This window comes from Nannocystis pusilla, from assembly GCF_020073745.1.
GTDB classification, from domain to species: Bacteria; Myxococcota_A; Polyangia; order Nannocystales; family Nannocystaceae; genus Nannocystis; species Nannocystis radixulma.
The window spans coordinates 44,587-65,019 of sequence record NZ_JAIRAU010000016.1; the positions used below are offsets into that span (position 1 = coordinate 44,587).

A 20,433-nucleotide genomic window follows, 5' to 3' on the forward strand; every position below is an offset into this window, starting at 1 on the left:
CATCTGCGGCCGGAAGGCCGTTTCGGCCGGCGTGAGCCGCGATGGTGACCGAGCGTCGCCCTCGTGGTCGAGCGCCAGGCGCCGGCGACTGGGGGTCGTCGCCGATGCGAGCGCACGCGATCGCGATCCCGCGATTGCGACCGGGCCCGCGCGTCCGCCCGACACCTACGATTCTGGAAGGATGGCCGAGAGGCAAGGCTCCGGGGTGCTAACCCGTGGACGGGCCTGAAAACCCGCGCGCGTTCGATCCGCGCTCCTTCCGTCGTCTTCACATTCGGAGCAGTCGTCCAGTGGTCCAGGACACCGGCCTGGAGAGCCGGGGGGCTCGCGCCTCCGGGGGTTCGAATCCCTCCTGCTCCGCACATCTCCTGGAAGAGCGGCCATTTGGTCTGGCAAACGGTCCCGAAAACCGTCGCGGGTGACACCGTAGCAGGTTCGATTCCTGTCTCTTCCGTTCATTCATCAATCATCGCGCCGCGCCCTGCCCTCACTGGCTGGCGTCGAACAGCGCCTGCACGAACGCGGGCGGCTCGGGCTCGGCGCGCCAGTCGACCTGCTTGCGCCCGCGCGTCCAGTCCCAGCGGTACAGCCACGACACCCCCGACGCGCCGGTGAAGCGGTCGGCCTCGCGGTATGCGGGGTCGGTCAACGCCTCGTCCAAAGTGATGAAGCGATAGCCGCGGCGCCTGTAGATCGCCACGATGTCGTCGAAGTACTCGGCGTTGATCTCGTTGGCGTGGAGCAGCAGCACGTGGCGGATCGGCCGGCCGAACAGCGCCGCCGTCGCGTCCTCGTGGAACGTCAGCGCCGCCTCCATCGACGCGACGAACGCCTCGCCGACGCGGCGCATCGTCTCGCCGTCGCCGCGCGACTTCGCGTCGGTGTAGACGAAGTTGTAGAGCCAGTCCGAGTTGTCGACCGTCACCGGCGCGACCGTGTAGCCGCGCTCTGCGAGGAAGCGATCGATCTCCGCGCGGACCTCGATCGACGTGCCCGTGTGCAGGTACGGGTGGCGGAACCAGCGCAGCCCGAGCCCGCGCGACGCGTTGAGCTCGCGGATCTCCGGCTCGCCGCGGATCACGTCCGCCTCGTAGTCCGCCACCGCCGTCGCGTGCAGCGACGGGTGGGAGAACGTGTGGTTGCCGAGCTCGACCCCGGCCTCCGTCCACAGCCGGAGGATCCGCAGGCGCTCGGTCTTCGCCGGTCCGTCCTGCAGCTTCGCCGCGTTGACGAAGCCGACGGTCGGCACCGCGCCGTCGCGGAGGTGACCGAGCAGCGCGCGCGTCATCGCCTCGGTGCGGGCCGGCTCGAGATCGCGGCCGCCGACGATCAGATCGTCGAACGTCACCGCCACCGCCGGCGTGTCGCTCGCGGGCGCCGGTGCGGGTGCGGGTGCAGGCGCGGTCGCGGCCGCCGGCGTGCACCCGATCACGAGGGTGAGCAGGACGGCGACACGCAGGGTGGACGGCGAGAGCATCGCGCGACCATATCAGGGCGGGGCGTGAGCGGTGGGACTCGCGGCACGCCGCGACCGTGGCCGTCCGCGGACTCGGCGGTAAAGAACAGGGCATGTCGCTTCGCCTCCCCTCGCTCGCCCTGTTCGTCCCGTGCCTCGTGTGCGCCTGTGGCGGCGACGACCACGGCGGAGCCAGCGCGAGCAGCGGCGCGGGGATCACCACCGCACCGGCCGCGAGCGGCATTCCCAACGTCGACGACCTGCTGCCGACCACCTCCACGGGCTCCGGCACCGGGGGCCCCGGCACGAGCGAGGGCGACGACAGCGACGCGCTCAAGCTCGACATCGGCGCGCAGGCCGACTTCGGCAGCCCCGTCGGCCTCGGCTGCGAGTTCATCGACGTCCTGTTCGTCGTCGACGTCTCGGCCTCGATGAACGAGGAGAAGGCCAACCTCGACGCCAACTTCCCCGACTTCGTCGCCGTGCTCGACGCCTACATCGCGGACCCGAGCAAGGAGGCCGTGGGCTACCGGCTCGGCGTCACCAATTCCTCGATCGTCGACAACAAGGACGGCAAGTCGACCATGGGCCTCGACGGCGCGCTGTTCGACGGCGACAACCTGTTCGACGACGACTGTGACCTCGGCGGCAGGCTGTGGATCGACGGTCCCGGGGCGAACGTCACCGGCTCCTTCAGCTGCCTGGCGCCGGACCCCAAGTCCCCGTGTAACTTCTGCACCGACCTCGGGCGCGAGCGGCCGCTCGACGCCATCGAGATGTTCATCGCCAAGTCGGAGCCCGGCCAGGTCAACGCCGGCTTCTACCGCGGCGACGCCTCGCTGCTCGTGATCGTCCTCCTCACCGACGAGGACGACGACGTGAACAACACCACCACCACGCCCGCGGCCACCAAGAAGGCGCTCGACAAGTTCGCCGGCGGCGACGAGCGCTACGTCGTCGTCACCATCACCGGCCCGCAGGCCGCCGAGTGCGACTCGGCGTTCGGCAGCGCCGCCGCGGCCCCGCTCCTGCACGAGTTCACCTCGCTGGTCCCCAACGGACTGATGGGCGACATCTGTCAGGGAGATCTGGCTCAGGCGCTCGACCAGGCGCTCGCGCTCATCCAGCTGTCCTGCGACGAGCTGCCGCCGCCGGTCGGCTGAGCGCGCGACGGATCCTCGTCCAGGCGGCGTGCTCACCGGCGGACCACCACCGCCTCATGCGCCGCGGTCGCCGTCCGCCACAAAAAGTCCCATGAGATCTATGATCTGTCCCATGGGACATGCCCGCCAAGACAGGCGCGGCAGCGCCGGCCCGTCGCCGTCGCTCACGGGCCCTGGCACTCGGGGACGCCCTCGAACTTCATGTCGTCCGAGCCGCCGCCGCTGGCGATGAGGCGCTCGTCGGCGCTGAACGTGATGCGATGGGTCGAGCCGCCGTCGCCGGTGAGCACCAGCGCGTCGCCTTCGCGGGCCCAGCGGCCGCCCTCCGTCGCGTCGAGCAAGCGATACTGGTACGAGCCGTCGGGGCAGAGCGAGAGCTCGTAGTTGCCGCCGCGTCCGCCGACCGGCGCTCCGGCGTAACGGCGGCCCGCGGACTCCAGCGGCGGCAGCCCGTCGGTCGCCGCGGGCTCGGCCGCCGGCGTGGTCGGAGATTCGGTGCTCGGGGTCGATCCGCCGCGGCATGCGGACAGGACCAGCGCGAAGAACAGTGTGAGACGCAGGGACACGATGACCTCTCTTGAAGAGCCTCTTCGTGCGGCGGTCGAGGGTGCCTCGCTCATCCCGCAGGTGAATCGGCGCGGCACTCTTTACCACCCCCGGTGCGGGCCGGATACCGAGCGTCCTCGATCTCCACGGGCTCCTCGACGATCCCCTCGCCGCTCGCCCGCGCGGCCGAACGGCGGCGCACGCGCGCGTCGCATGACCGCCAGGTCCGTCAGGACCGGCGAGCCCGCGCGGGGGCCCCGATACGAACATCAGCGGCGCCGGCGTCGTCGCGGCAAGGCTGCGAGCATCAGCAGCAACCAGGCCGACGTCCTGCCGTCCCCGGCCGCGCAGCCGCAGCCGCTCTCGCCGCTCGCCGGTGAACCGCCGCTCGCGCCGTCGCCCGTGCTCGCGCCCGTCGCGGTCGCGCCGTCGCTCGTGCTCGTGGCGTCGGTCGCCGACGTCGTCGGCGCCTCGCCGGACTCGCCGGTGCCGCTGCCCTCGCCGGTCGTCGGCGCGCACGCGGGGTCGCCCTCGCCGTCGCAGTCGTTGTCGATGCAATCGTCGGCGATCTCGATCGCGCCCGGCCAGCGCGCCGGATCGGCGTCGTCGCAATCTCCCGCGCACAGGCGGACGCCGTCGTCGTCGCCGTCGACCTCCTCAGCGGGCAGCTCGCCGTCGCAGTCGTTGTCGCGCCCGTCGCAGACCTCCCTCGCGCCGGGGTGGCTCGCCGGATCGGCGTCGTCGCAGTCGTCGCCGCCGCAGCCGGCCGCGAAGTGCCCGTCGGCGTCGGCGTCCTCGCACGTGCAGTACAGCCCGGCCGCCGCGAGGCCGTCGATCATGCCCCAGCCGCCGTCGTTGTCGGGCGCGTCGGGGTGCGTCGCGGTCGCGCGCAGCAGCGCCAGCATGCCGGCCGGATCGAGGTCGGGGTAGGCTTCCAGCAGCAGCGCGCCGATGCCGGCCGCCAGCGGCGTCGACAGGCTGGTGCCCTGCGCCATCTCGTAGGCCACGAGGGTCCCGGTCCGCACCATCCACACGTCCTGGCCGGGGGCCACCACATCGGGCTTGATCCGGTCGTCGGCCGTCGGCCCGCGCGAGGAGAATGACGTGACCACGCCGTCAAAGTCGGTCGCGCCCACGGCGATCACGCCGTCGACGTCGGCGGGCGCGTCCAGGGTCGTCGGATCGGGCCCTTCGTTGCCCATGGCGGAGAATATGATGAGCCCGTCGGCGAGCGCCACCGCGGCGGCCTGCGAGACGACCGTCGTCTCGCCGTCGAGCTGCGATTGCTCGTACCAATCCGAGTACCCGAGCGACGCCGTGAAGATGTCCGCGCCCATGCCCTCGATCCACTCGAGGCCGGCGACGTAGTAGTCCTCCTCGTACGGCTCCTCGACGTCGATCTGCTCGGTCTTGGCCAGCAGCACCGCGGCGCCGGGCGCCACGCCGGAGAAGACCTCGCCGTCGCTGCCGACGATCAGCGACAATACGCCGGTGCCGTGATAATGCTGCCCCGGCGTGTCGCCCTCCTGATCGGCCACGACGTCGTCCTCTTGAATGAAGTCGCGGGTCGCGATCACCTGCAGCCCGGCGAACGCCTGGTGCTCGAGCAAGAACCCCGTGTCCTGCACGCCGATGACCACGCCGGCGCCGGTCAGGCCGCACGCGTGCAGGTCCGGGACGTGCAGCGCCGACAGCTGCGGCCACGACAGGCCCTTCGCGCGCGCGGGCGTCGATTCGTCGGTCCACGGCCGGCGATGTTCATGACGCCGCGTCCGCGCCAGCGGCTGCACGCGGGCAACGAACGGCAAGCTGGCGATCGCGGCCCGCTGAGCCGCGTCGGCCTCGACGCTCACCGCATTGAGCCAGCGCGAGGTCGCACGGATCTGGCCGCCCGTGGCCGCGATCGCTCGCACGTAGGCGGGCGCCGGCGGCACGTCGCGGAGGTCGACCCCGCGGTCGCCGCGGACCCGCACGCGCCGGCGCAGGGCTCGCGGCGCGAGCTCCCGCTCCTGCCGCACGAGGGCCGCCTCGAGGTCGGCCGGCGCGACCTGCTTGTCGGTGAAGAACACCCACGTCGGCGGCTCCACCAGACCGGTGACGATGGCAAGCGCGGCGAGCTGCAGCACGTTCGCTCCTCTCCTCGAGGCCGCAGTATCGCCGCGGCCTTGCGCGGGCGCGGCCCGTCGCCTGCGCGAGCGGGTGAGGCATGTCTCGGCCCTCGCTGCGACGGATTCGTCCGCACCCGGCCGCCGCGCTCCCCCTACGTACACCACCGACGACTCCTCGCGCGCGCTCGTGTCCGCCTCGCCGCGGACCGCCGCGTCGCTCCATTCGCCAGCGCATCAGTCGGTCGGTTGCGGTCGCCGTGCTCGTCGCGTCGGGGGAGCGGAGGGAGGACGACATGAGGAACCCGCGGGCCGTCGCGCGGGGTCGACCCGGCCGGCTGCGAACAATCTGCTCACCCGAGCGCGAAGTGGGCAAATACGGCAGGGGTCGGCAGACTACGTCGCGCGTCGGGTCCGCCCGGAGCGCGGATATTTCCCCATCATTCACGCGTTCACGTGACGCGTCACGATTTTTCGACTCGACGCAATTGTTCGCGGAGCGGCCCTCACTGTCCCGGCAAGGGCGCTGATTCCGGCGCCCGGTTCGACCCCTGACCTCACGGCCGAGCGCCGTGGGCAACACCGATACGTCGAGTCAAGGAGATATCCATGCGTTCCATTCGTTCGTTCTCCGTCATCGCCATCGCGCTCTCGTTCGGCGCCATCGCCTTCGGGGCGCGCACCGCCCAGGCGAACATCTGCTGCAGCGCCCCGATCTGCCAGCAGGACTTCCCGCCGTCGCTGTGCGACCGCTGCACCCCGACCTGCGCCGAGGACGAGGCGCCCGCGGCCGCCGAGATCGTCTACGACGACGCCGAGCAGCTCTGCTACGTCGCCGGCGACGCCATCTGACGCGTGCGCGGCCGGCGTGAGCCCCGGTGCGTCGCACCGTCCCCTCGTCCGCAACCTGGGGCCCGGCCCCCGCGGGGCAGGACGAGCCCGCGCGATGCGACCTCCGGGGCCCTGGCGCCTCGTCCACCTGGCCCCCGGCGCGGCTCCTGCCGCCCGGGGTGTCCGCATGTTCCGGCGCACGCCTCCTGTCCTCGAGGTCATGTATGATCATTGCCTCGCGGCCCGCCCCGCCGTTTGCGAGAGCGTCTCAAGGAACATGTCCCTCCGGTCATCTTCGACGCCGCACGCCCCTGGCCTGCCCCTTCGGACAGCTCGCCTCCTCACCCCCTGGGCCCGGCGGCGCTCGCTCCAGCGCACCCGCGCACGCCACGCTCGACCTGACCCGTGGCCGCGACCGGAGCGATCCGGCAGCTCGCCGGACGCTCGTCCTGCGCCACCGTGCCACCTCCGATCGGGAAGCGCCTGACCCGCGGGACACGCGGGCGAAGATGCCCTTCGGAACACGATCGCCGCATCCGGCCCCAAAAGACAGGTTTGTCGCCGGCCTGCGGGCCCCCGTCCTTCTTCATCCAGGACGACCGGTGACAGTCCAGGTCGCCGCCCTCGCGGCGAGGGGCTTCCCCCGTGCGAACCCGCGCTCATGAGTGGTTCTTCAGCGACGCCATCCGAGAGGTTCCACTCGTCGCCGATCGCGAGAAACCACTCTCCCCACGATGCCGGATCGCCGGGGTCTTCCGCATCATCGCCGGCATGACGCTGAAGATTGCAGGCAAGCGGTGGCTCGCGGTCCCCGTGGCGGTCGGGCTCGCGGGTTGCGGGGACTCGGGCAACGCGACGGGCACCGAGTCCGGGACGATGACCCAGGGGACCGTGGATCCCACCCTCACGGGCACCGCCACCACGCCGACGACCAGCAACAGCGCGACGGACACGGACACGGGCGGGTCGATGTCGAACAGCGCGACGATGGCGACCACGAGCGTACCGACGACGTCGACCACCGACGCGACGGCGACGCTGACGGCCGGGCCGACCACCGACACGACCACGACCACGACCGACACCACCACCACCACCACGAACACCGACACCACCGGCACCACCACCGGCGGCGTGTGTCAGCCGGGCGACACCGGCAATCCGGGCATGGCGGAGAAGAGCTACATCTTCATCCCCAGCGAGAACCTCGACGACGTCGCCAAGGTCAACACCCAGACCTTGATCGAGGAGGCGCGCTACAAGATCGGCCCCGGAGGCGAGAGCGCCTCGCGCACGGCCGTCAGCGCCGACGGCCGCTTCGTCGTCGTCAACAACCGCCAGACCGGGCGCAGCACCATGCTCGCCGCCAACCTCGACGACTGCGTCGACACCAACGGCAACGGCGTGATCGACACCTCGCAGAGCGGCGCCGACGTGCGGCCCTGGGGCCAGGACGAGTGCATCCTGTGGCAGATCCAGTGGCCCTACGGCGGCGCCTGGGACGACGGCCCGCGCGGCGTGACCTGGACCCCGGGCACCTGGGACACCGACGTCTGCGCCTACGTCGATCCGAAGGTGTGGATCGGCTACATGGCCGCCGATCAGACCAGCGTGCACCTCGTGCGCGTGGCCGTGAACGGCACCGTCGAGGAGACCATCGTCGTGCCGGGCTGGAACGGCAGCGGCTTCGCGCCCTACGGCGCCGCGCTCGACCCCGACTTCAAGCCGTGGTTCTCGAGCCTGCGCGGCGAGTTCGTGCGCGTCAACACCGACGTGAACCCGATCACCGTCGACCGCTTCACCCCGCCGGGCAACGTGCAGTCGTACGGCTTCACCGTCGACCCCGACGGCGACCCGTGGTTCGGCGGCAACTGCGGCCCGATCACCCGCTTCGACCCCGACGCGATGCAGTTCATCGCCATCCCCGGGACCGAGGGCGGCTGCTGGCGCGGCGTCACGGCCGACAAGAACTTCACGTGGGTCGCCAACAACCAGCCGTGCGCGCTGGCCCAGGTCGACCGCACCACCAACACCCTCGTCGCCCAGCACAACACCAACCCGTGCTCGACCGCCATCGGCCTCAGCGTCGACATCGAGGACTACGTGTGGCTCGTCGACATGGGCGGCTGGGCGTGGAAGATCGATCCCGACAACGTCGCGGGCATGCAGCAGGTCATCGTCCCCGGCAGCCACTACGTCTACTCCGACATGACGGGCGGCCAGCTGAAGAGCGTCATCCCGATGTGACGCGGGCCCGGAGCCGCCGCCTCGCCGCACGTCCGCGTTCCTCCCGGACGTGCTGGCGGGGCGCGCGGCCCTGCCGTGGATTGCTGCCAGTGGCGCTCTCATTGTCAGCAGTCCGACCTGCCGCCGGCGGTCGACGCGGCCTGGTCGCGCCGGCGGGAGTTCCAGCACACGGCCGTCGGGCTCGCGCTCGATCACCGCGTCGAGGCATCTCGCCGCGGTGATGCGGCCCTTCCGCCGCCGGCGCTGCGCGGAAGCGAGCGCCCACATGCGCTCACCCAACGCCGTCGCGGCGAGGCACACTGAGCCGGCATGAGCGCCGGCGACTACGAGATCGCGGAGCAGCTCCACGACGGTCGGACCTCGCAGGTGTTCCGCGGGGTCCGTCGTCGCGACGGCGCGCGCGTGATCCTCAAGGCGCTGCGGCGCGAGTACAGCGACAGCGCCGGCGCGGCGCGGCTCGAGCGGGAGGCCGAGCTGCTGCGCCGCTGCGCCGGGCCGGCGGTGCCCGAGGTGCTCGCGCTCGAGCGCTGGGACACCAGCCCCGTGTTGGTCCTGCGCGACATCGGCGGGCTCGCGCTGCACCGCTACCGCAAGGGGCGCGAGCTCTCGCTGGTGGCCCGCCTCGACCTCGCGCTCGCGGCGTGCGGCGTGCTCGCGCTGGTGCACGCCGCCGGCGTGGTTCACCGCGACATCAAGCCGGCCAACATCATCATCCACGGCGAGGGCGAGCGCGTGCAGCTGATCGACTTCAGCGCCGCCGCGGCCGGCGAGGGCACGCTGCAGTACATGTCGCCCGAGGCGACCGGCCGCACCGGCCGCGACGTCGACCCGCGCAGCGACTACTACGCGCTCGGCGTCACCCTCTACGAGCTGTTCACCGGGCGCTTGCCGTTCGCCAGCGACGACCCGCTCGAGCTGGTCCACGCCCACCTCGCGCGCGTGCCCGCGGCCCCGGCCGCGCTCGAACCTGTCCTCGGGGACACGTTGTCGCGGATCGTCCTGCGCCTGCTCGAGAAGAGCCCCGAGGCCCGCTACCAGAGCCTCGACGGCCTGCGCCACGACCTCGCCCGCTGCCGCGACGCGTTCGCCCGCGGCGAGGTGCCCGACTTCCCGCCGGCCACGCGCGACCGCCCGCCGGGCCTGCAGCTGCCGACGACCCTGTTCGGCCGCGACCGCGAGCTCGCCGACCTCCTGTCCGTTTGGACAGGCGTACGCGCCGGCGCCCGCGCCCTCGCCCTCGTCGCCGGCCCCTCGGGCGCGGGCAAGTCGAGCATCCTGCGCGCGCTCGCCGGGGCCGTGCGCGAGGCCGGCGGCCGCTTCGTCACCGGGCGCTTCGAACAGGTCGAGCGGGTCATCCCCTACGCCGGCCTCCTGGCCGCGCTCGACCGCCTGCTGCGCCGCGCTCTCGCCGAGCCCGAGGAGCGCCTCGCCGCCACCCGCACCGCCCTGCTCGCCGCCCTCGGCGACAGCGCGGCCGGCCTCGCCGACGTCCTGCCCGCGCTCGCGCTCGTCACCGGCGTCCGCCCGCGCCCGACCGAGGCCCTGCCCGCCGAGGCCGCCGGCCGCTTCCACGCCGCCGTCACCCGCCTCGTGCGCGTGTTCGCCGGCCCCGACGCCCCGCTCGTGCTCGCCGTCGACGACCTCCAGTGGGCCGACCCCGCCAGCGTCCGCCTGCTCGACGAGCTCGCGCGCGAGCCCGACCTCGACCACCTGCTCCTCGTCGGCTGCTACCGCGACGACGAGCTGGCCGCCGGCCACCCGCTGCACGGGCTCGCGGCCGACCTGCGCGTCCACCTCGGTCCGCTCGCCGCCGCCGACGTCGCGCAGCTGATCGGCGAGACGCTCGCCTGGCCCGAAAGACAGGCCGAGGCCCTCGCCGCGGTCGTCGCCGCCAACACCGACAACAACCCGCTGTTCGTGCGCGCCTACCTGCGCTGGCTGTTCGACCAGGGCCTGCTCGTGTGGTCGCCCGAGCACGAGGGCTGGGAGTGGGACGCCGCCCGCACCGCCCGCGCCGCCCCCGGCGACGACATCGTCGCGCTCATGACCCGCCGCCTCGCCGCCCTCGACCCCGACGTCCGCGCCGCCCTCGAGGCCGCGGCCTGCATCGGCGCCCGCTTCGACGTCGCCCGCCTGGCCGGCCTGCTCGGCCGCGACCCGGCCGCCGTCAAGGCCGCCCTCGCCCAGGCGATCGAGCGCAACCTCGTACTCGCCGCCGACGCCGACGTCTACGAGTTCGTCCACGACCGCGTGCAGCAGGCCGCCTACGCCGCGCTCGCGCCCGCGGAGCGCCTGCGCCTCCACCTCGCCCTGGCCCGCGGCCTGCTCCGCGACGCCGCACCACCTGTCCTCGAGGACATGCTCTTCGAGATCGTCGGCCACTACAACCTCGCCGCCGCCGGCCTCGCCGACCCCGCCGAGCGCCTGCGCCTGGCCGAGCTCGACCTCGCCGCCGGCCGCAAGGCCAGGGGCGCCGCCGCCTTCGCCTCCGCGGTGCAGCTGCTGCGCCAGGGCATCGCCGCCCTGCCCGACGACGCCTGGTCGACCCACTACCCGCTGGCCTTCGCGCTGCACCGCGACTGCATGGAGTGCGAGCACTTCGCCGGCGACCCCGACGCCGCCGAGGCCCGCTTCGCCCCGCTGCTGGCCCGCGCCCGCGACGACGTCGACCGCGCCGCCGTCCACGACCTCAAGGTCGGGCTCGAGACCGACCGCGCCAACGTCCAGGCCGCCCTCGCCGCCGGCCGCGCCGGCCTCGCCCTGCTCGGCGTGCAGGTGCCCGCCAGCGCCTCGCGCCTGAGCCTCCTGCGCGAGCTGGCGACCGTCCGCTGGCTCCGCGGCCGCGCCCCCCTGCGCGACCTCGCCGATCTGCCCGAGGCCCAGGACGTCCGGATCCGCCGCTCCCTGCGGCTGCTGTCGACGATGTGCGTCTCGGCCTACTACCACCAGCCCGACCTCGCCCTCGTCTACGGCCTGCGCGCGCTGGGCCTGTCGCTGCGCCACGGCGTGATCGGCGAGTCGGCGATCGCCGTCGCCCTCCACGCCTTCATCCACGTCCACATGTTCAACGACCCCGCCGGCGGCCGGGCCCTGCAGGACGCCGCCTACGCGCTCGCCGACCGCTTCGGCGACCCGCGGCTCCGCCCGCAGCTGGCCAACTACTGCGGCGTCTACGTCGACGCCTGGCTCGAGCCGCTGGCCGCCGTGGCCCCGCGGCTCGAGCGGGAGATCGATCGCGCGATCCAGATCGGCGACCCGTCGATGGCGCTCTACATCGCCGCCGGCGCGATGTACGGCCGCTGGCTCGGCCTCGGCGACCTCGATCAATTGCAGGCCAGCGCCCGCGCCATGGGCTCGATCGGCGCGCGCCTGCCCGGCCTCGATCAGCGCAGCTGGCACCTGATGTTCGTGCGCACCTGCATGGCCCTGCGCGGCGAGACCGACGGCCCGACCTCGCTCTCGAGCCCGGGCTGGGACGAGGACCACCTCGTCGACGAGCTCGGCCCGCACAGCCGCGCCCTCTCCTCGGCCTACCACCTCGTCAAGCTGGCCCTCCTCTACCACCACGGCGCCTACGACCAGGCCCGCGCGCTGTCGAAGCGGATGCGCTGGGCTCGCGCCGAGGGCACCCTCCTGCTCGTCGACCAAATCACCCTCGGGCTGCTCGCCCTCACCGGCCCCGGCGAGCCGCTGCACCCCAAGGCCCAGCGACGCGCCCTCGCCTGGCTCGGTCACCTGCGCCGCTGGGCCGAGCTGTGCAAGGAGAACATCGAGGGCCGCCTGCTGCTCGCCGAGGCCGAGCTGGCCCGCTGCCGCGGCGACCACGACCAGGCCGCCCTGCTCTACCCGCGCGCCGTCGAGTCCGCCCGCCGCGCCGGTCACCTGCGCATCGAGGCCCTCGCGCTCGAGCGGGCCGGCCGGCACGCCCTGGCCCGCGAGTTACATGTCCTTGCGAACATGTACCTCGGGGCAGCCGCGGACTGCTACGACCGCTGGGGCGCCCGCACCCTGGCCGCCCGCCTGCGCGCCGAGTTCCCCGGCCTCGCCGCCCCCGCCCCCGTGGCCCCGCCGCCGCCCGGCCCGCCCAGCTCCGGCGCCGAGGCGGTCGACGTCGCCGCCCTCCTGCGCAGCACCCGGGCGATCACCGGCGAGCTCGTGCTCCCGCGGCTGCTGCGCGCCCTCGTGCGCACCGTCGTCGAGGTCGCCGGCGCCCGCCGCTGCTTCGTCCTGCTGGCCGGCGACGGCGGCCTGCAGATCGCCGCCGCCGCCGACGTCGCCGCCGACCGGCTCGACGTCTTGCAATCTCGGGCCATGTCCGAAGAGCCAGGTCTTCCGCAGTCGCTGGTCCACTTCGTCGCCCGCACCCGCCGCGACGTCGTCCTCGCCGACGCCGCCGTCGACCACGACTTCGCCGGCGACCCCGCGCTGGCCGGCGTGCGCTCGGTCCTGTGCGCGCCGATCCTCGGCCACGGCGGGCTCGTCGGCGTCCTCTACCTCGACAACGACCTCGCCCCGCACACCTTCGGCAGCGGCCGCCTCGTGCTGCTGCGCCACCTCGCCGCCCAGATCGCCACCTCGATCGACAACGCCCGCCTCTACGAGGACCTGGCCCGCGCCCGCGACGCGGCCGTGCGCACCGACCGGCTCAAGACCCGCTTCTTGCTCAACATGAGCCACGAGCTGCGCACCCCGCTCAACGCCGTGATCGGCTACGCCGAGCTGATCCGCGAGTCGGCGGCCGAGGGCGACCTCGCGGCGATCGACGCCGACACCGACCGGATCCGCCGCGCCGCCGTCCGCCTGGTCCGCACGCTCACCAACATCCTCGAGCTGTCACGGCTCGAGGCCGACGACGTGAGGCCCGCGCGGGTCGCCGTCGACCCGGCCGCGATCGTGCGCGAGGCGGTGGCCGCCTGCGAGGCCGAGGCGTACGCGCGCGGCGACGCGCTCGACCTCGACCTCGACCCGACGCTCGGCGTCTGCCTGACCGATCCCGGCATGTTCGCCCACTGCGTGCAGACCCTCGTCGACAACGCGGTGCACTTCACCTCGCGCGGCCGCGTCGCCGTCCGCCTCGCCGCCGTCGTCCGGGGCGACGCGCCGTGGCTCGAGCTGCGCGTCGCCGACACCGGGGTCGGCATCGCGGCCGACGACCTGCCGCGCCTGTTCGTCGCCTTCCAGCCGCTCGACGACGCGCCCACGCGGGCCCACGAGGGCAGCGGCGTGAGCCTCGCACTCGCCCACCGGTTCGCCCGCCTCCTCGGCGGCGACATCGACGTCGCCAGCTTCCCCGGCCGCGGCTCGACCTTCGTGCTGCGTCTCCCGGCGCCGCGCGAGTGATGCCCCGGCCCACGCCCTGCCACCTGTGACCCCCGACCCGCGGCGCAGGTGCGGCCGGGCCGCGGCGACGTCGCCTCGACAAGCTGCACCGCCTCCGGCATCCTCGCCCTGGCATGGTCTCGCGCGGTCGCTTGCGACGTTCGGACATCGTCGGCGACTCCCCCCACCCGCGCGGACGGGCCCGCGCCGCCGTCGTCCTCGGCCTCGCTACGCTGCTCGGCCTCGCCTGTCGGCCCGACGACCCGCCCGCCGACAAACCTGTCCCTCCGGCCAGCCCCGCCTCCACCCTCACCGTCTACCGGTTCGCCCGCGTCGTCACCGCCCCGCACCAGGTCGTCGAGGGCGGCGCCGTGGTCGTCGACGGCAAGCGCTTCCACGGCGTCCTCGCGGCGGGCGAGGCCCTGCCCGCCGGGGCCCAGCTCGTCGACTACACCCGCTACACCGCGATCCCCGGGCTCATCGACGCGCACACCCACATCACCTTCTGCTGGGACCCCGCGTGGGGCGAGCGGGCCCCACACGACCCGTTCCAGATCGCCCAGTCGAAGGAGGAGCTGGAGCCGCTGGTCGCCGTAAACGCCCGCACCCTGCTGTCGCTCGGCGTCACCACCATCCGCGACCTCGGCTCCGACAACATGCTCGACCTCGAGACCGGGCGGCGGATCGAGGCCGGCGAGCTCGTCGGCCCGCGGATCTTCGGCGCCGGCGACGGCGTGTGGTCGTCCCGCCTCGCGCCCAAGGAGTCGAACCGGCCCGGCCAGGCCGACGGCCCCGAGCAGATCGCCGCCACCGTGCGCCGCGAGATCGAGGCCGGCGTGCACGTCGTCAAGCTGTGGGCCTCGACCGGCAGCGACGACGACCTCACCGGCGAGCGCACCTACTCGTACGAGGAGATCAAGGCCGCCGTCGACGTCGCCCACGCGCGCGGGATCCCCGTCGCCGTCCACGACACCCTCGGCGTCGTCACCGACGACGTCGTCCGCGCCGGCGCCGACAGCGTCGAGCACCCGCGCCACCTGTCCCCCGAGACTCTCGCGGCCATGCGCGAGCGCGGCGTCGCCTACGTGCCGACCATCCACCACAATCACTACTACCGCGACAACATCGAGCGCTTCGGCTTCAGCCCCGACAAGCACGCCGCCTTCGACGCCTTCATCGCCGACAACGTCGCCACCGCCCGCGCCGCCCACGCCGCCGGCGTCTCGATCGTCATGGGCTCCGACGCCGTCTACACCGCCTTCGACCAGAGCACCCGCGAGCTCGACGTGTTCGTCCGCGACGTCGGCATGACCCCCATGGAGGCGCTCGCCACCGCCACCACCAACGCCGCCAAGCTCCTGCGCGTCGACGACCAGCTCGGCGCGATCCGGCCCGCCTACCTCGCCGACTTCGTGGTGATCGACGGCGACCTGTCGCAGATCGAGCACATCCACAACGTGGTCGCGGTGGTGAAAGAGGGCGCCGTCGTGTTCGAGAAGTCAGCCGCGGGCAAGTAGCGCGCGCAGCTCGTCGTCGCTCGCGTCCGCGAGCGCGAGCACGGCGAGGTACGGATCGTCGCCCGGCAGCCCGAGCCAGCGGGCGAACGCCGGCTCGGTCTTGAGGCCCTCGCGCTTGTACTGCGTGATCGCGGCGATCGCCGGCGCGCCCGCCAGCGCCAGCACGCGCGCCTCGACCTGCAAGTGACGCCAGCCGTGCTGCGCCGCCACCGGCTGCGGCTGCCCGAACAGCTCGACCGCGAACTCGCCAGCGCGGAAGTTGACGACCGTCGAGGCCACCCCGCGCACCGCCACGTGCTGCACCACGAACCCCGGCCGCGCCGCGTACGCCCCGCACGCGCGCACGAACGCGTCCCGGTCGTGCACCTCGCACAGCACGTCGAGGTCGCTCGCCTCGGTGTGGATCGGCAGCGGCAACGTGCCCGCGAGCGCGGGATGAAACGCCGCCAGGCGCTCGAAGATCGCCAGCTCCTCCAGCACGATGGCGGCCCTGCGCTGCCGCGGGTCCCCGCGTCGCAGCGGCCCCAGGTCGGTCCACGCGCGCATGGACGCGATGCTAGCCGGATCTCGACGCCATTGCTCACCGGACGAGGCCGCGTCGCCGATCTTGTTCCCGGAGCGGCGTCCTGGCAACCTTGGAGCGATGCAGCTCGCGGCGCACGACGCTCACGTCCTGATGCGAGACGGCTGTCCGCTGCACTACTGGCTCGTCGGCGACCCCGTGCGCCCGCTCGTGCTCCTCACCCACGGCGCCGGCCTCGACCACGACCTCTGGCGCGACAACCTCGCCGCCCTCGCCGCGTGTCACCGCGTGCTCGTCTGGGACGTCCGCGGCCACGGCCTGTCGCGCCCGACCAGCGCGCGCTTCAGCGTCGCGACTGCCCTCGAAGACATGCTGGCGCTGCTCGACGCCGCCGGCGCCGCCGAGGCCGTGCTCGTCGGGCAGAGCATGGGGGGCAACCTCTCGCAGGAGTTCGTGCGGCGCCACCCCGACCGCGTGCGCGCGCTCGTGCTGGTCGAGTGCGCCTGCAACACCGCCCCGCTGACTGCGCTCGAGCGCCTCGGCCTGCGCCTGACCCCCGCGCTGCTCAAGCTCTACCCCTACGGCGCGCTGCTCCGGCACAGCGCGCGCTCGATCTCGGCCCGAGAGAACGTGCGCGCCTACTGCCACCAGGCGATGTCCCGCCTCACCAAGCAGGACGTGCTCGACGTCATGCTCGCTACCCTCGGCTGCGTGCGCGACGAGCCCGACTACCGGATCGCCCGCCCCTTCATGCTCGTCCGCGGCGCGCTGAGCCGTGCCGGCTCGATCGCCAGGCAGGGCCCGGAGTGGGCCAAGCGCGAGCCACAGTGCCGCGCCGACGTCGTGATCCCCGACGCGAACCACTGCGTCAACATGGACGCCCCCGCCGCCTTCGACGCCGCCGTGCTGCAATTCCTCGCAGCGCTCGCGTGAACTGCTGGCGAGCACGGAGGCGCATCACGTGGTCGTCCGCCTGCGGAGAAGCTCATGACGGTGACGATCGACAACGGGGGCGACTCGGACAGCATGACGGGGGACGCGCTCGCGCGGCTGTTCGCGGACCCACGGGGGCAGTGGAAGAACCTCGAGATCGCGGTGCAGGTCGGACGGACATACGCGGCGATCCACTGGACGGGGTTCGACGAGGACCAGGAGGCGGTGGGCTCGGGGTTCTTGATCCGGATGGACGGCGAGAGTCCGCTCGGGGCGAGCGACACCCCGGAGATCATCGGGCTGCTCGACGGCGGGAGCGAGCCGTTCAAGGCGACGGCGCGGCACCTGCTGACCGCGGAGGAGGCGTGCTGGCTGGTCGGACGGCTCGGCCGCGGCGAGCGCCCGACGCACTGGCCCGACGGGCGCCCGCTCGTGTGGAGCGCGGCGATGGTCGACGACGCGCCGTGGCAGGCGGTCGGGATCGTGGAGCAGCCGTACTGGGAGCGGCAGACGGAGCTGCTGTACGGGGGCGTGATCGACGACGAGGGAGACGATGAGCCGGAGTGGATCGGTCAGCGGCGGCTGCTGGTGCGGCGGACGCTGACGGCCGACCAGGCGGAGGCGCTGCCGCAGACGGCGATCTGGCCGGTGCTGCGCCAGCTCCACGACGTCGACGACCCGCTGTGGTTGGCGACGATCGCCCGGCATCCGCTGCCGTGGTTGCAGTCGCTGATCGTCGTGCTCGACGAGCTGGACGGGCTCGCGGAGGCGGTGCGGGTGCTGCCGCGGCTGGTCGAGCTGGGGGTCCACAGCCTGTCGCCGACGCTGCCGGCGATAGCGAGCGAGTGTCTGGAAGAGCTGCTGCTCGAGGGCCTGGACGGGGGGCTGCTCGACGCGTTCCTGCGCGAGTCCCGGCTACCGGCGCTGCGGGTGCTGGCGATCGACAGCAACATGCTGACGGCCCCGGTCGACTTCTCGCCGCTGGGCGAGGAAGTGCTCGTGCACGTCGAGTACGCGCCGGACGACGACCTCGGGACCATCCGCCACGCGGCGAGCGCTCGCACGCTGGCGCTCGCGCTCGAGCCCACGCACACGCCGGAGGCGCTCGTCGCGGCGCTCGAGTCGCGGGAAGGCGACGCGTGGGTATCGACGGTGTGGGAGCACGCCGATGCCGCGGTCGAGCTGGCGCGCGCCCGCGGCATCCGGCTGCAGGCGCGTTGAGGGACGTATTCGCCGAGGGTACGTGCGGACCGACGAGAGCGTCATGCATGCCGGCCGCGGAGGCGATGGCGCAGGTGTGGATGTGGATGTCGCGTCGTGAGCGTCATCGCACCGGCGCGCGAGCTCTCCCTCGTCGAGTGCATGGAGCCGAGGCCGAGGCGCTGCCGCCGACCGCGAACGCGGCGCCCTCGGCCCCGCAGCTCGACGACCTGCACCTCCGCTTCGCGGTCAGCCGCGACGAGGAGTACGTCGAGCTGATCGCCACCCACGCCGGCCGCGTGTTCGACCTCCAGGCCCGCAGCCACCACTACCCGCTGCTCTTGCTGTCGCGTGCGCGCCCGCGCCAGCGCGACGTCCCGCTCGCCTACCAGGGCTGGGTCCACCAGCACGCGCTGCTCGATCAGCTGCGCATCGATCGTGCAACATCTGGAGATCGTCGCGTACGACGACGGTTCGGATGACGCGCGCCGTCGCCTCGCGCGCTCACTTCGGTGACAGAGCCTCGGCCCCTCGACCGACCGTTGACGCTCCCCCTCGGTGTTGCGGAGCGAGCGGGTCGAGCTGGCCAGGTGGTGCGCGAGCCGCCGGGCTGATCACGGAGACGTCGCGGGCTGCGGGGGGTCGAGGGCCAGGAGCTCGACGCGGCGGTTGCGGGCGCGCTGGTCGTCGGTGGCGCCCGCCGTCAGCGGTCGAGTCCCGCCGAACGAGCGCAGCTCGATGCGCGCCGGGTCGATGCCCTGCGCGACGAGGTGATCGCGGACGACCTCGGCGCGACGCAGACCGAGGCGCTCGCGCCCGGCCTCGCTGTTCGCCTCGCGTGGGTCGGCGTGGCCGTCGATCGCCACGCGCACCGCGGGGTGTTCGCGCAGCACCTTGACGAGCTCGGCGAGCACGTTCTCGGCGTGGTCCGGGAGGCGGGTGCTGCCGGCGCGGGCGAACGTGATGTGCTTCGGACGAGCGGGGTGGGTATTGACGATCACGATGCGGGTCGCCTGATCGGGGCAGCCGTCGTCGTCCTCGAGACCGTTGTGGTCCTCGGGCTCGTGCGGGCAGCGGTCGTCGGCGTCGACGATCCGGTCGTCGTCGCTGTCGAGCGGCGGGCAACCGGGTCCCGCGGGAGCGCCCGCGGGGCAAGGATCGCTGGGCGCGACGGGGCGGGCGACCGGATCGTGCCGGCGGTCGTCGCGGCCGTTCGCGGCGCATCCGGCCGCCTGCGGGTCGCTCGCGCACGGATCGCCGGGCTCCGGCACGGACCGGGCCGCCGGCGCCGCGGGTCGGCACGAGGCCAAAGCGAGGACGAGGGCGATGCGGCGCACGCAGATCATGTGTACCCGAAAGATCGCGGCTCGAGCCGAGCCGAAGGTCACGTCACCACGCGTGACCCCGGTTGGGGAGACCGCATCGGGGCCTCGAGACCGCGCGGCTCGCCGCTCGACGAAATTTCAGCCGACTTTCACCGACGCGCCGGCGCCCGCAGGGGCTCGAGTTCCGGAGGGTGTCCTCGACGCGGGTGGACGCACGCCGCCGCTCACCCGGACGCGCGCTTGCCGAGCGCCTGCGTCACGAAGGCCACGAACGACCGCTCGAGCCGGCTCGGCACACGGTCGAGCAGGCGCACCAGCGAGATCCGGTTGGTCAGCGCTCGCCGGCGCGTCGTGATCGCCACCAGCTCGTCGCTGGCCAGCGCGCGCGCCACCGTGTGGGCCGGCACCACGCCGAGGCCCATCCCGGCGCTGGTCGCCGCGATCACGGCCTGCACGCTCTCCACCGCCAGCGCCGGCTCGAGCCGCGCCGGCACGCGCCCGAAGTGGTGGCGGAACCACCCGCGCACCGCCGGCGCGCTCGCGTGGTAGTCGACGAAGCGGGCCGCGGCCAGGCGGGCGAACGCGCGGCTGCCCTGCAGCAGCTCGGCCTCGACGGCCGGCGCCGCGATCAGCAGCAGCGCCTCCTCCATCACCGGCGCGACCTCGAAGCCCGCGAGCCGGGTCCCGGTTGCACCTGTCCCTTCGAACACATCGGCGAACCCGAGGTCGAGCCGGCCCTCCTCGAGCAGCGGCACGATCTCGGCCGGGTGCCCGAGGCGCAGCGTGAAGCGCACCCCCGGGTGCACGCGCGCGAACGCGGCCAGCACCTCCGGCAGGCGGTGCGACCCGAACTCGACCGGCGCGCCGATCTGCAGGGTGCCGGCCAGCTCGTGGCGCGCGCGGTGGATCTGGCCGACCCGCTCCTGCAGCCCGGCGACGAACGGCGCGACCACGGCGAACAGCGCCTCGCCTGCCGCCGTCGGCACGATCGCGCGGTGGCGGCGGACGAACAGCTGCGCCTTCAGCTCGTCCTCGAGCTTGGCCAGGCTCTGGCTCACCGCCGACTGCGTCACGTGCAGCGCCGCCGCGGCCGCGCTGACGCTGCGCGCCTCGTGGACGTGGAAGAACACCCGCAGGCGGTTGAAGTCCGGCAGCATCAGCTCGCCTTATAGCACGCCGCCCGCGCTCGACCGAGGCTTATGCGTCGCTCGCCCGCGTGCTCTCCCGGCCGCGATGGCATTAGCCCTGGTGATGCGAACCCCGAGAAT

General features: G+C 73.4%; 14 protein-coding genes and 3 tRNA genes. 11 read left to right on the forward strand and 6 right to left on the reverse strand.

Translation table 11 applies throughout. The annotated features are described in order from the left end of the window. The first annotated feature begins 175 nt into the window (after positions 1 to 175). The 3 genes from K7C98_RS14570 to K7C98_RS14580 all read left to right on the forward strand — a co-directional run bounded on the left by K7C98_RS14570 (position 176) and on the right by K7C98_RS14580 (position 454). A tRNA-Ser gene (locus tag K7C98_RS14570) sits at positions 176 to 262 on the forward strand. A 14-nt stretch (positions 263 to 276) separates the two neighbouring features. Next, a tRNA-Ser gene (locus K7C98_RS14575) sits at positions 277 to 360 on the forward strand. Between the two features lie 10 nt (positions 361 to 370). Then, positions 371 to 454 (forward strand) — tRNA-Ser (locus K7C98_RS14580). Positions 455 to 487: 33 nt separating this feature from the next. Here the strand turns inward: K7C98_RS14580 and K7C98_RS14585 are convergent. After that, positions 488 to 1,477: a polysaccharide deacetylase family protein gene (locus K7C98_RS14585; RefSeq protein ID WP_224192253.1), complete on the reverse strand. Its 990-nt coding sequence runs from the start codon at positions 1,475 to 1,477 to the stop codon at positions 488 to 490. A 92-nt stretch (positions 1,478 to 1,569) separates the two neighbouring features. On the opposite strand from K7C98_RS14585, the gene K7C98_RS14590 reads away from it, so the two are divergent. Further along, a complete protein-coding gene (locus tag K7C98_RS14590) occupies positions 1,570 to 2,619 on the forward strand; it encodes a hypothetical protein (RefSeq protein ID WP_224192254.1) in 1,050 nt (349 codons plus the stop codon). A gap of 164 nt (positions 2,620 to 2,783) precedes the next feature. Here the strand turns inward: K7C98_RS14590 and K7C98_RS14595 are convergent, their stop codons facing one another. Both K7C98_RS14595 and K7C98_RS14600 read right to left on the reverse strand, forming a co-directional pair. Further along, complete coding sequence (locus K7C98_RS14595) at positions 2,784 to 3,185, reverse strand: hypothetical protein (protein ID WP_224192255.1); 402 nt, start codon at positions 3,183 to 3,185, stop codon at positions 2,784 to 2,786. A 249-nt stretch (positions 3,186 to 3,434) separates the two neighbouring features. Beyond that, positions 3,435 to 5,291, reverse strand: coding sequence for a S8 family serine peptidase (locus tag K7C98_RS14600; RefSeq protein WP_224192256.1), 1,857 nt, complete (start codon positions 5,289 to 5,291; stop codon positions 3,435 to 3,437). 588 nt (positions 5,292 to 5,879) lie between these two features. On the opposite strand from K7C98_RS14600, the gene K7C98_RS14605 reads away from it, so the two are divergent. The 4 genes from K7C98_RS14605 to K7C98_RS14620 all read left to right on the forward strand — a co-directional run bounded on the left by K7C98_RS14605 (position 5,880) and on the right by K7C98_RS14620 (position 15,184). Further along, positions 5,880 to 6,122, forward strand: a complete 243-nt coding sequence (locus K7C98_RS14605) for a hypothetical protein (RefSeq protein WP_224192257.1) — start codon at positions 5,880 to 5,882, stop codon at positions 6,120 to 6,122. 750 nt (positions 6,123 to 6,872) lie between these two features. Beyond that, complete coding sequence (locus tag K7C98_RS14610) at positions 6,873 to 8,348, forward strand: lyase (RefSeq protein ID WP_224192258.1); 1,476 nt, start codon at positions 6,873 to 6,875, stop codon at positions 8,346 to 8,348. A gap of 309 nt (positions 8,349 to 8,657) precedes the next feature. Beyond that, the gene (locus tag K7C98_RS14615) at positions 8,658 to 13,688 is read left to right on the forward strand and encodes an AAA family ATPase (protein WP_224192259.1); all 5,031 of its coding nucleotides are present in this window, start codon (positions 8,658 to 8,660) and stop codon (positions 13,686 to 13,688) included. Between the two features lie 131 nt (positions 13,689 to 13,819). Then, positions 13,820 to 15,184, forward strand: a complete 1,365-nt coding sequence (locus K7C98_RS14620) for an amidohydrolase family protein (RefSeq protein WP_224192260.1) — start codon at positions 13,820 to 13,822, stop codon at positions 15,182 to 15,184. On the opposite strand, the gene K7C98_RS14625 is transcribed toward K7C98_RS14620, so the two are convergent. Next, complete coding sequence (locus K7C98_RS14625; protein WP_224192261.1) at positions 15,167 to 15,730, reverse strand: DUF4269 domain-containing protein; 564 nt, start codon at positions 15,728 to 15,730, stop codon at positions 15,167 to 15,169. The two genes, K7C98_RS14620 and K7C98_RS14625, sit on opposite strands and share 18 nt — an antisense overlap. A 97-nt stretch (positions 15,731 to 15,827) precedes the next feature. Here K7C98_RS14625 and K7C98_RS14630 point away from each other — a divergent pair, with 97 nt between their 5' ends. The 3 genes from K7C98_RS14630 to K7C98_RS14640 all read left to right on the forward strand — a co-directional run bounded on the left by K7C98_RS14630 (position 15,828) and on the right by K7C98_RS14640 (position 18,322). Beyond that, positions 15,828 to 16,640: an alpha/beta fold hydrolase gene (locus K7C98_RS14630; RefSeq protein WP_224192262.1), complete on the forward strand. Its 813-nt coding sequence runs from the start codon at positions 15,828 to 15,830 to the stop codon at positions 16,638 to 16,640. 54 nt (positions 16,641 to 16,694) lie between these two features. Next, positions 16,695 to 17,861 (forward strand): hypothetical protein, encoded by a 1,167-nt coding sequence (locus K7C98_RS14635; RefSeq protein ID WP_224192263.1) that lies wholly within the window; start codon positions 16,695 to 16,697, stop codon positions 17,859 to 17,861. A gap of 137 nt (positions 17,862 to 17,998) precedes the next feature. Then, positions 17,999 to 18,322, forward strand: coding sequence for a hypothetical protein (locus K7C98_RS14640; RefSeq protein WP_224192264.1), 324 nt, complete (start codon positions 17,999 to 18,001; stop codon positions 18,320 to 18,322). 132 nt (positions 18,323 to 18,454) lie between these two features. On the opposite strand, the gene K7C98_RS14645 is transcribed toward K7C98_RS14640, so the two are convergent. Both K7C98_RS14645 and K7C98_RS14650 read right to left on the reverse strand, forming a co-directional pair. Next, on the reverse strand, positions 18,455 to 19,177 hold the full coding sequence (locus tag K7C98_RS14645) for an OmpA family protein (protein WP_224192265.1): 723 nt from the start codon (positions 19,175 to 19,177) through the stop codon (positions 18,455 to 18,457). 212 nt (positions 19,178 to 19,389) lie between these two features. Further along, positions 19,390 to 20,322 carry a LysR family transcriptional regulator gene (locus K7C98_RS14650; RefSeq protein ID WP_224192266.1) on the reverse strand — a complete coding sequence of 311 codons (933 nt, stop codon included), beginning with the start codon at positions 20,320 to 20,322 and terminating at the stop codon, positions 19,390 to 19,392. Between the last annotated feature and the right edge of the window lie 111 nt (positions 20,323 to 20,433).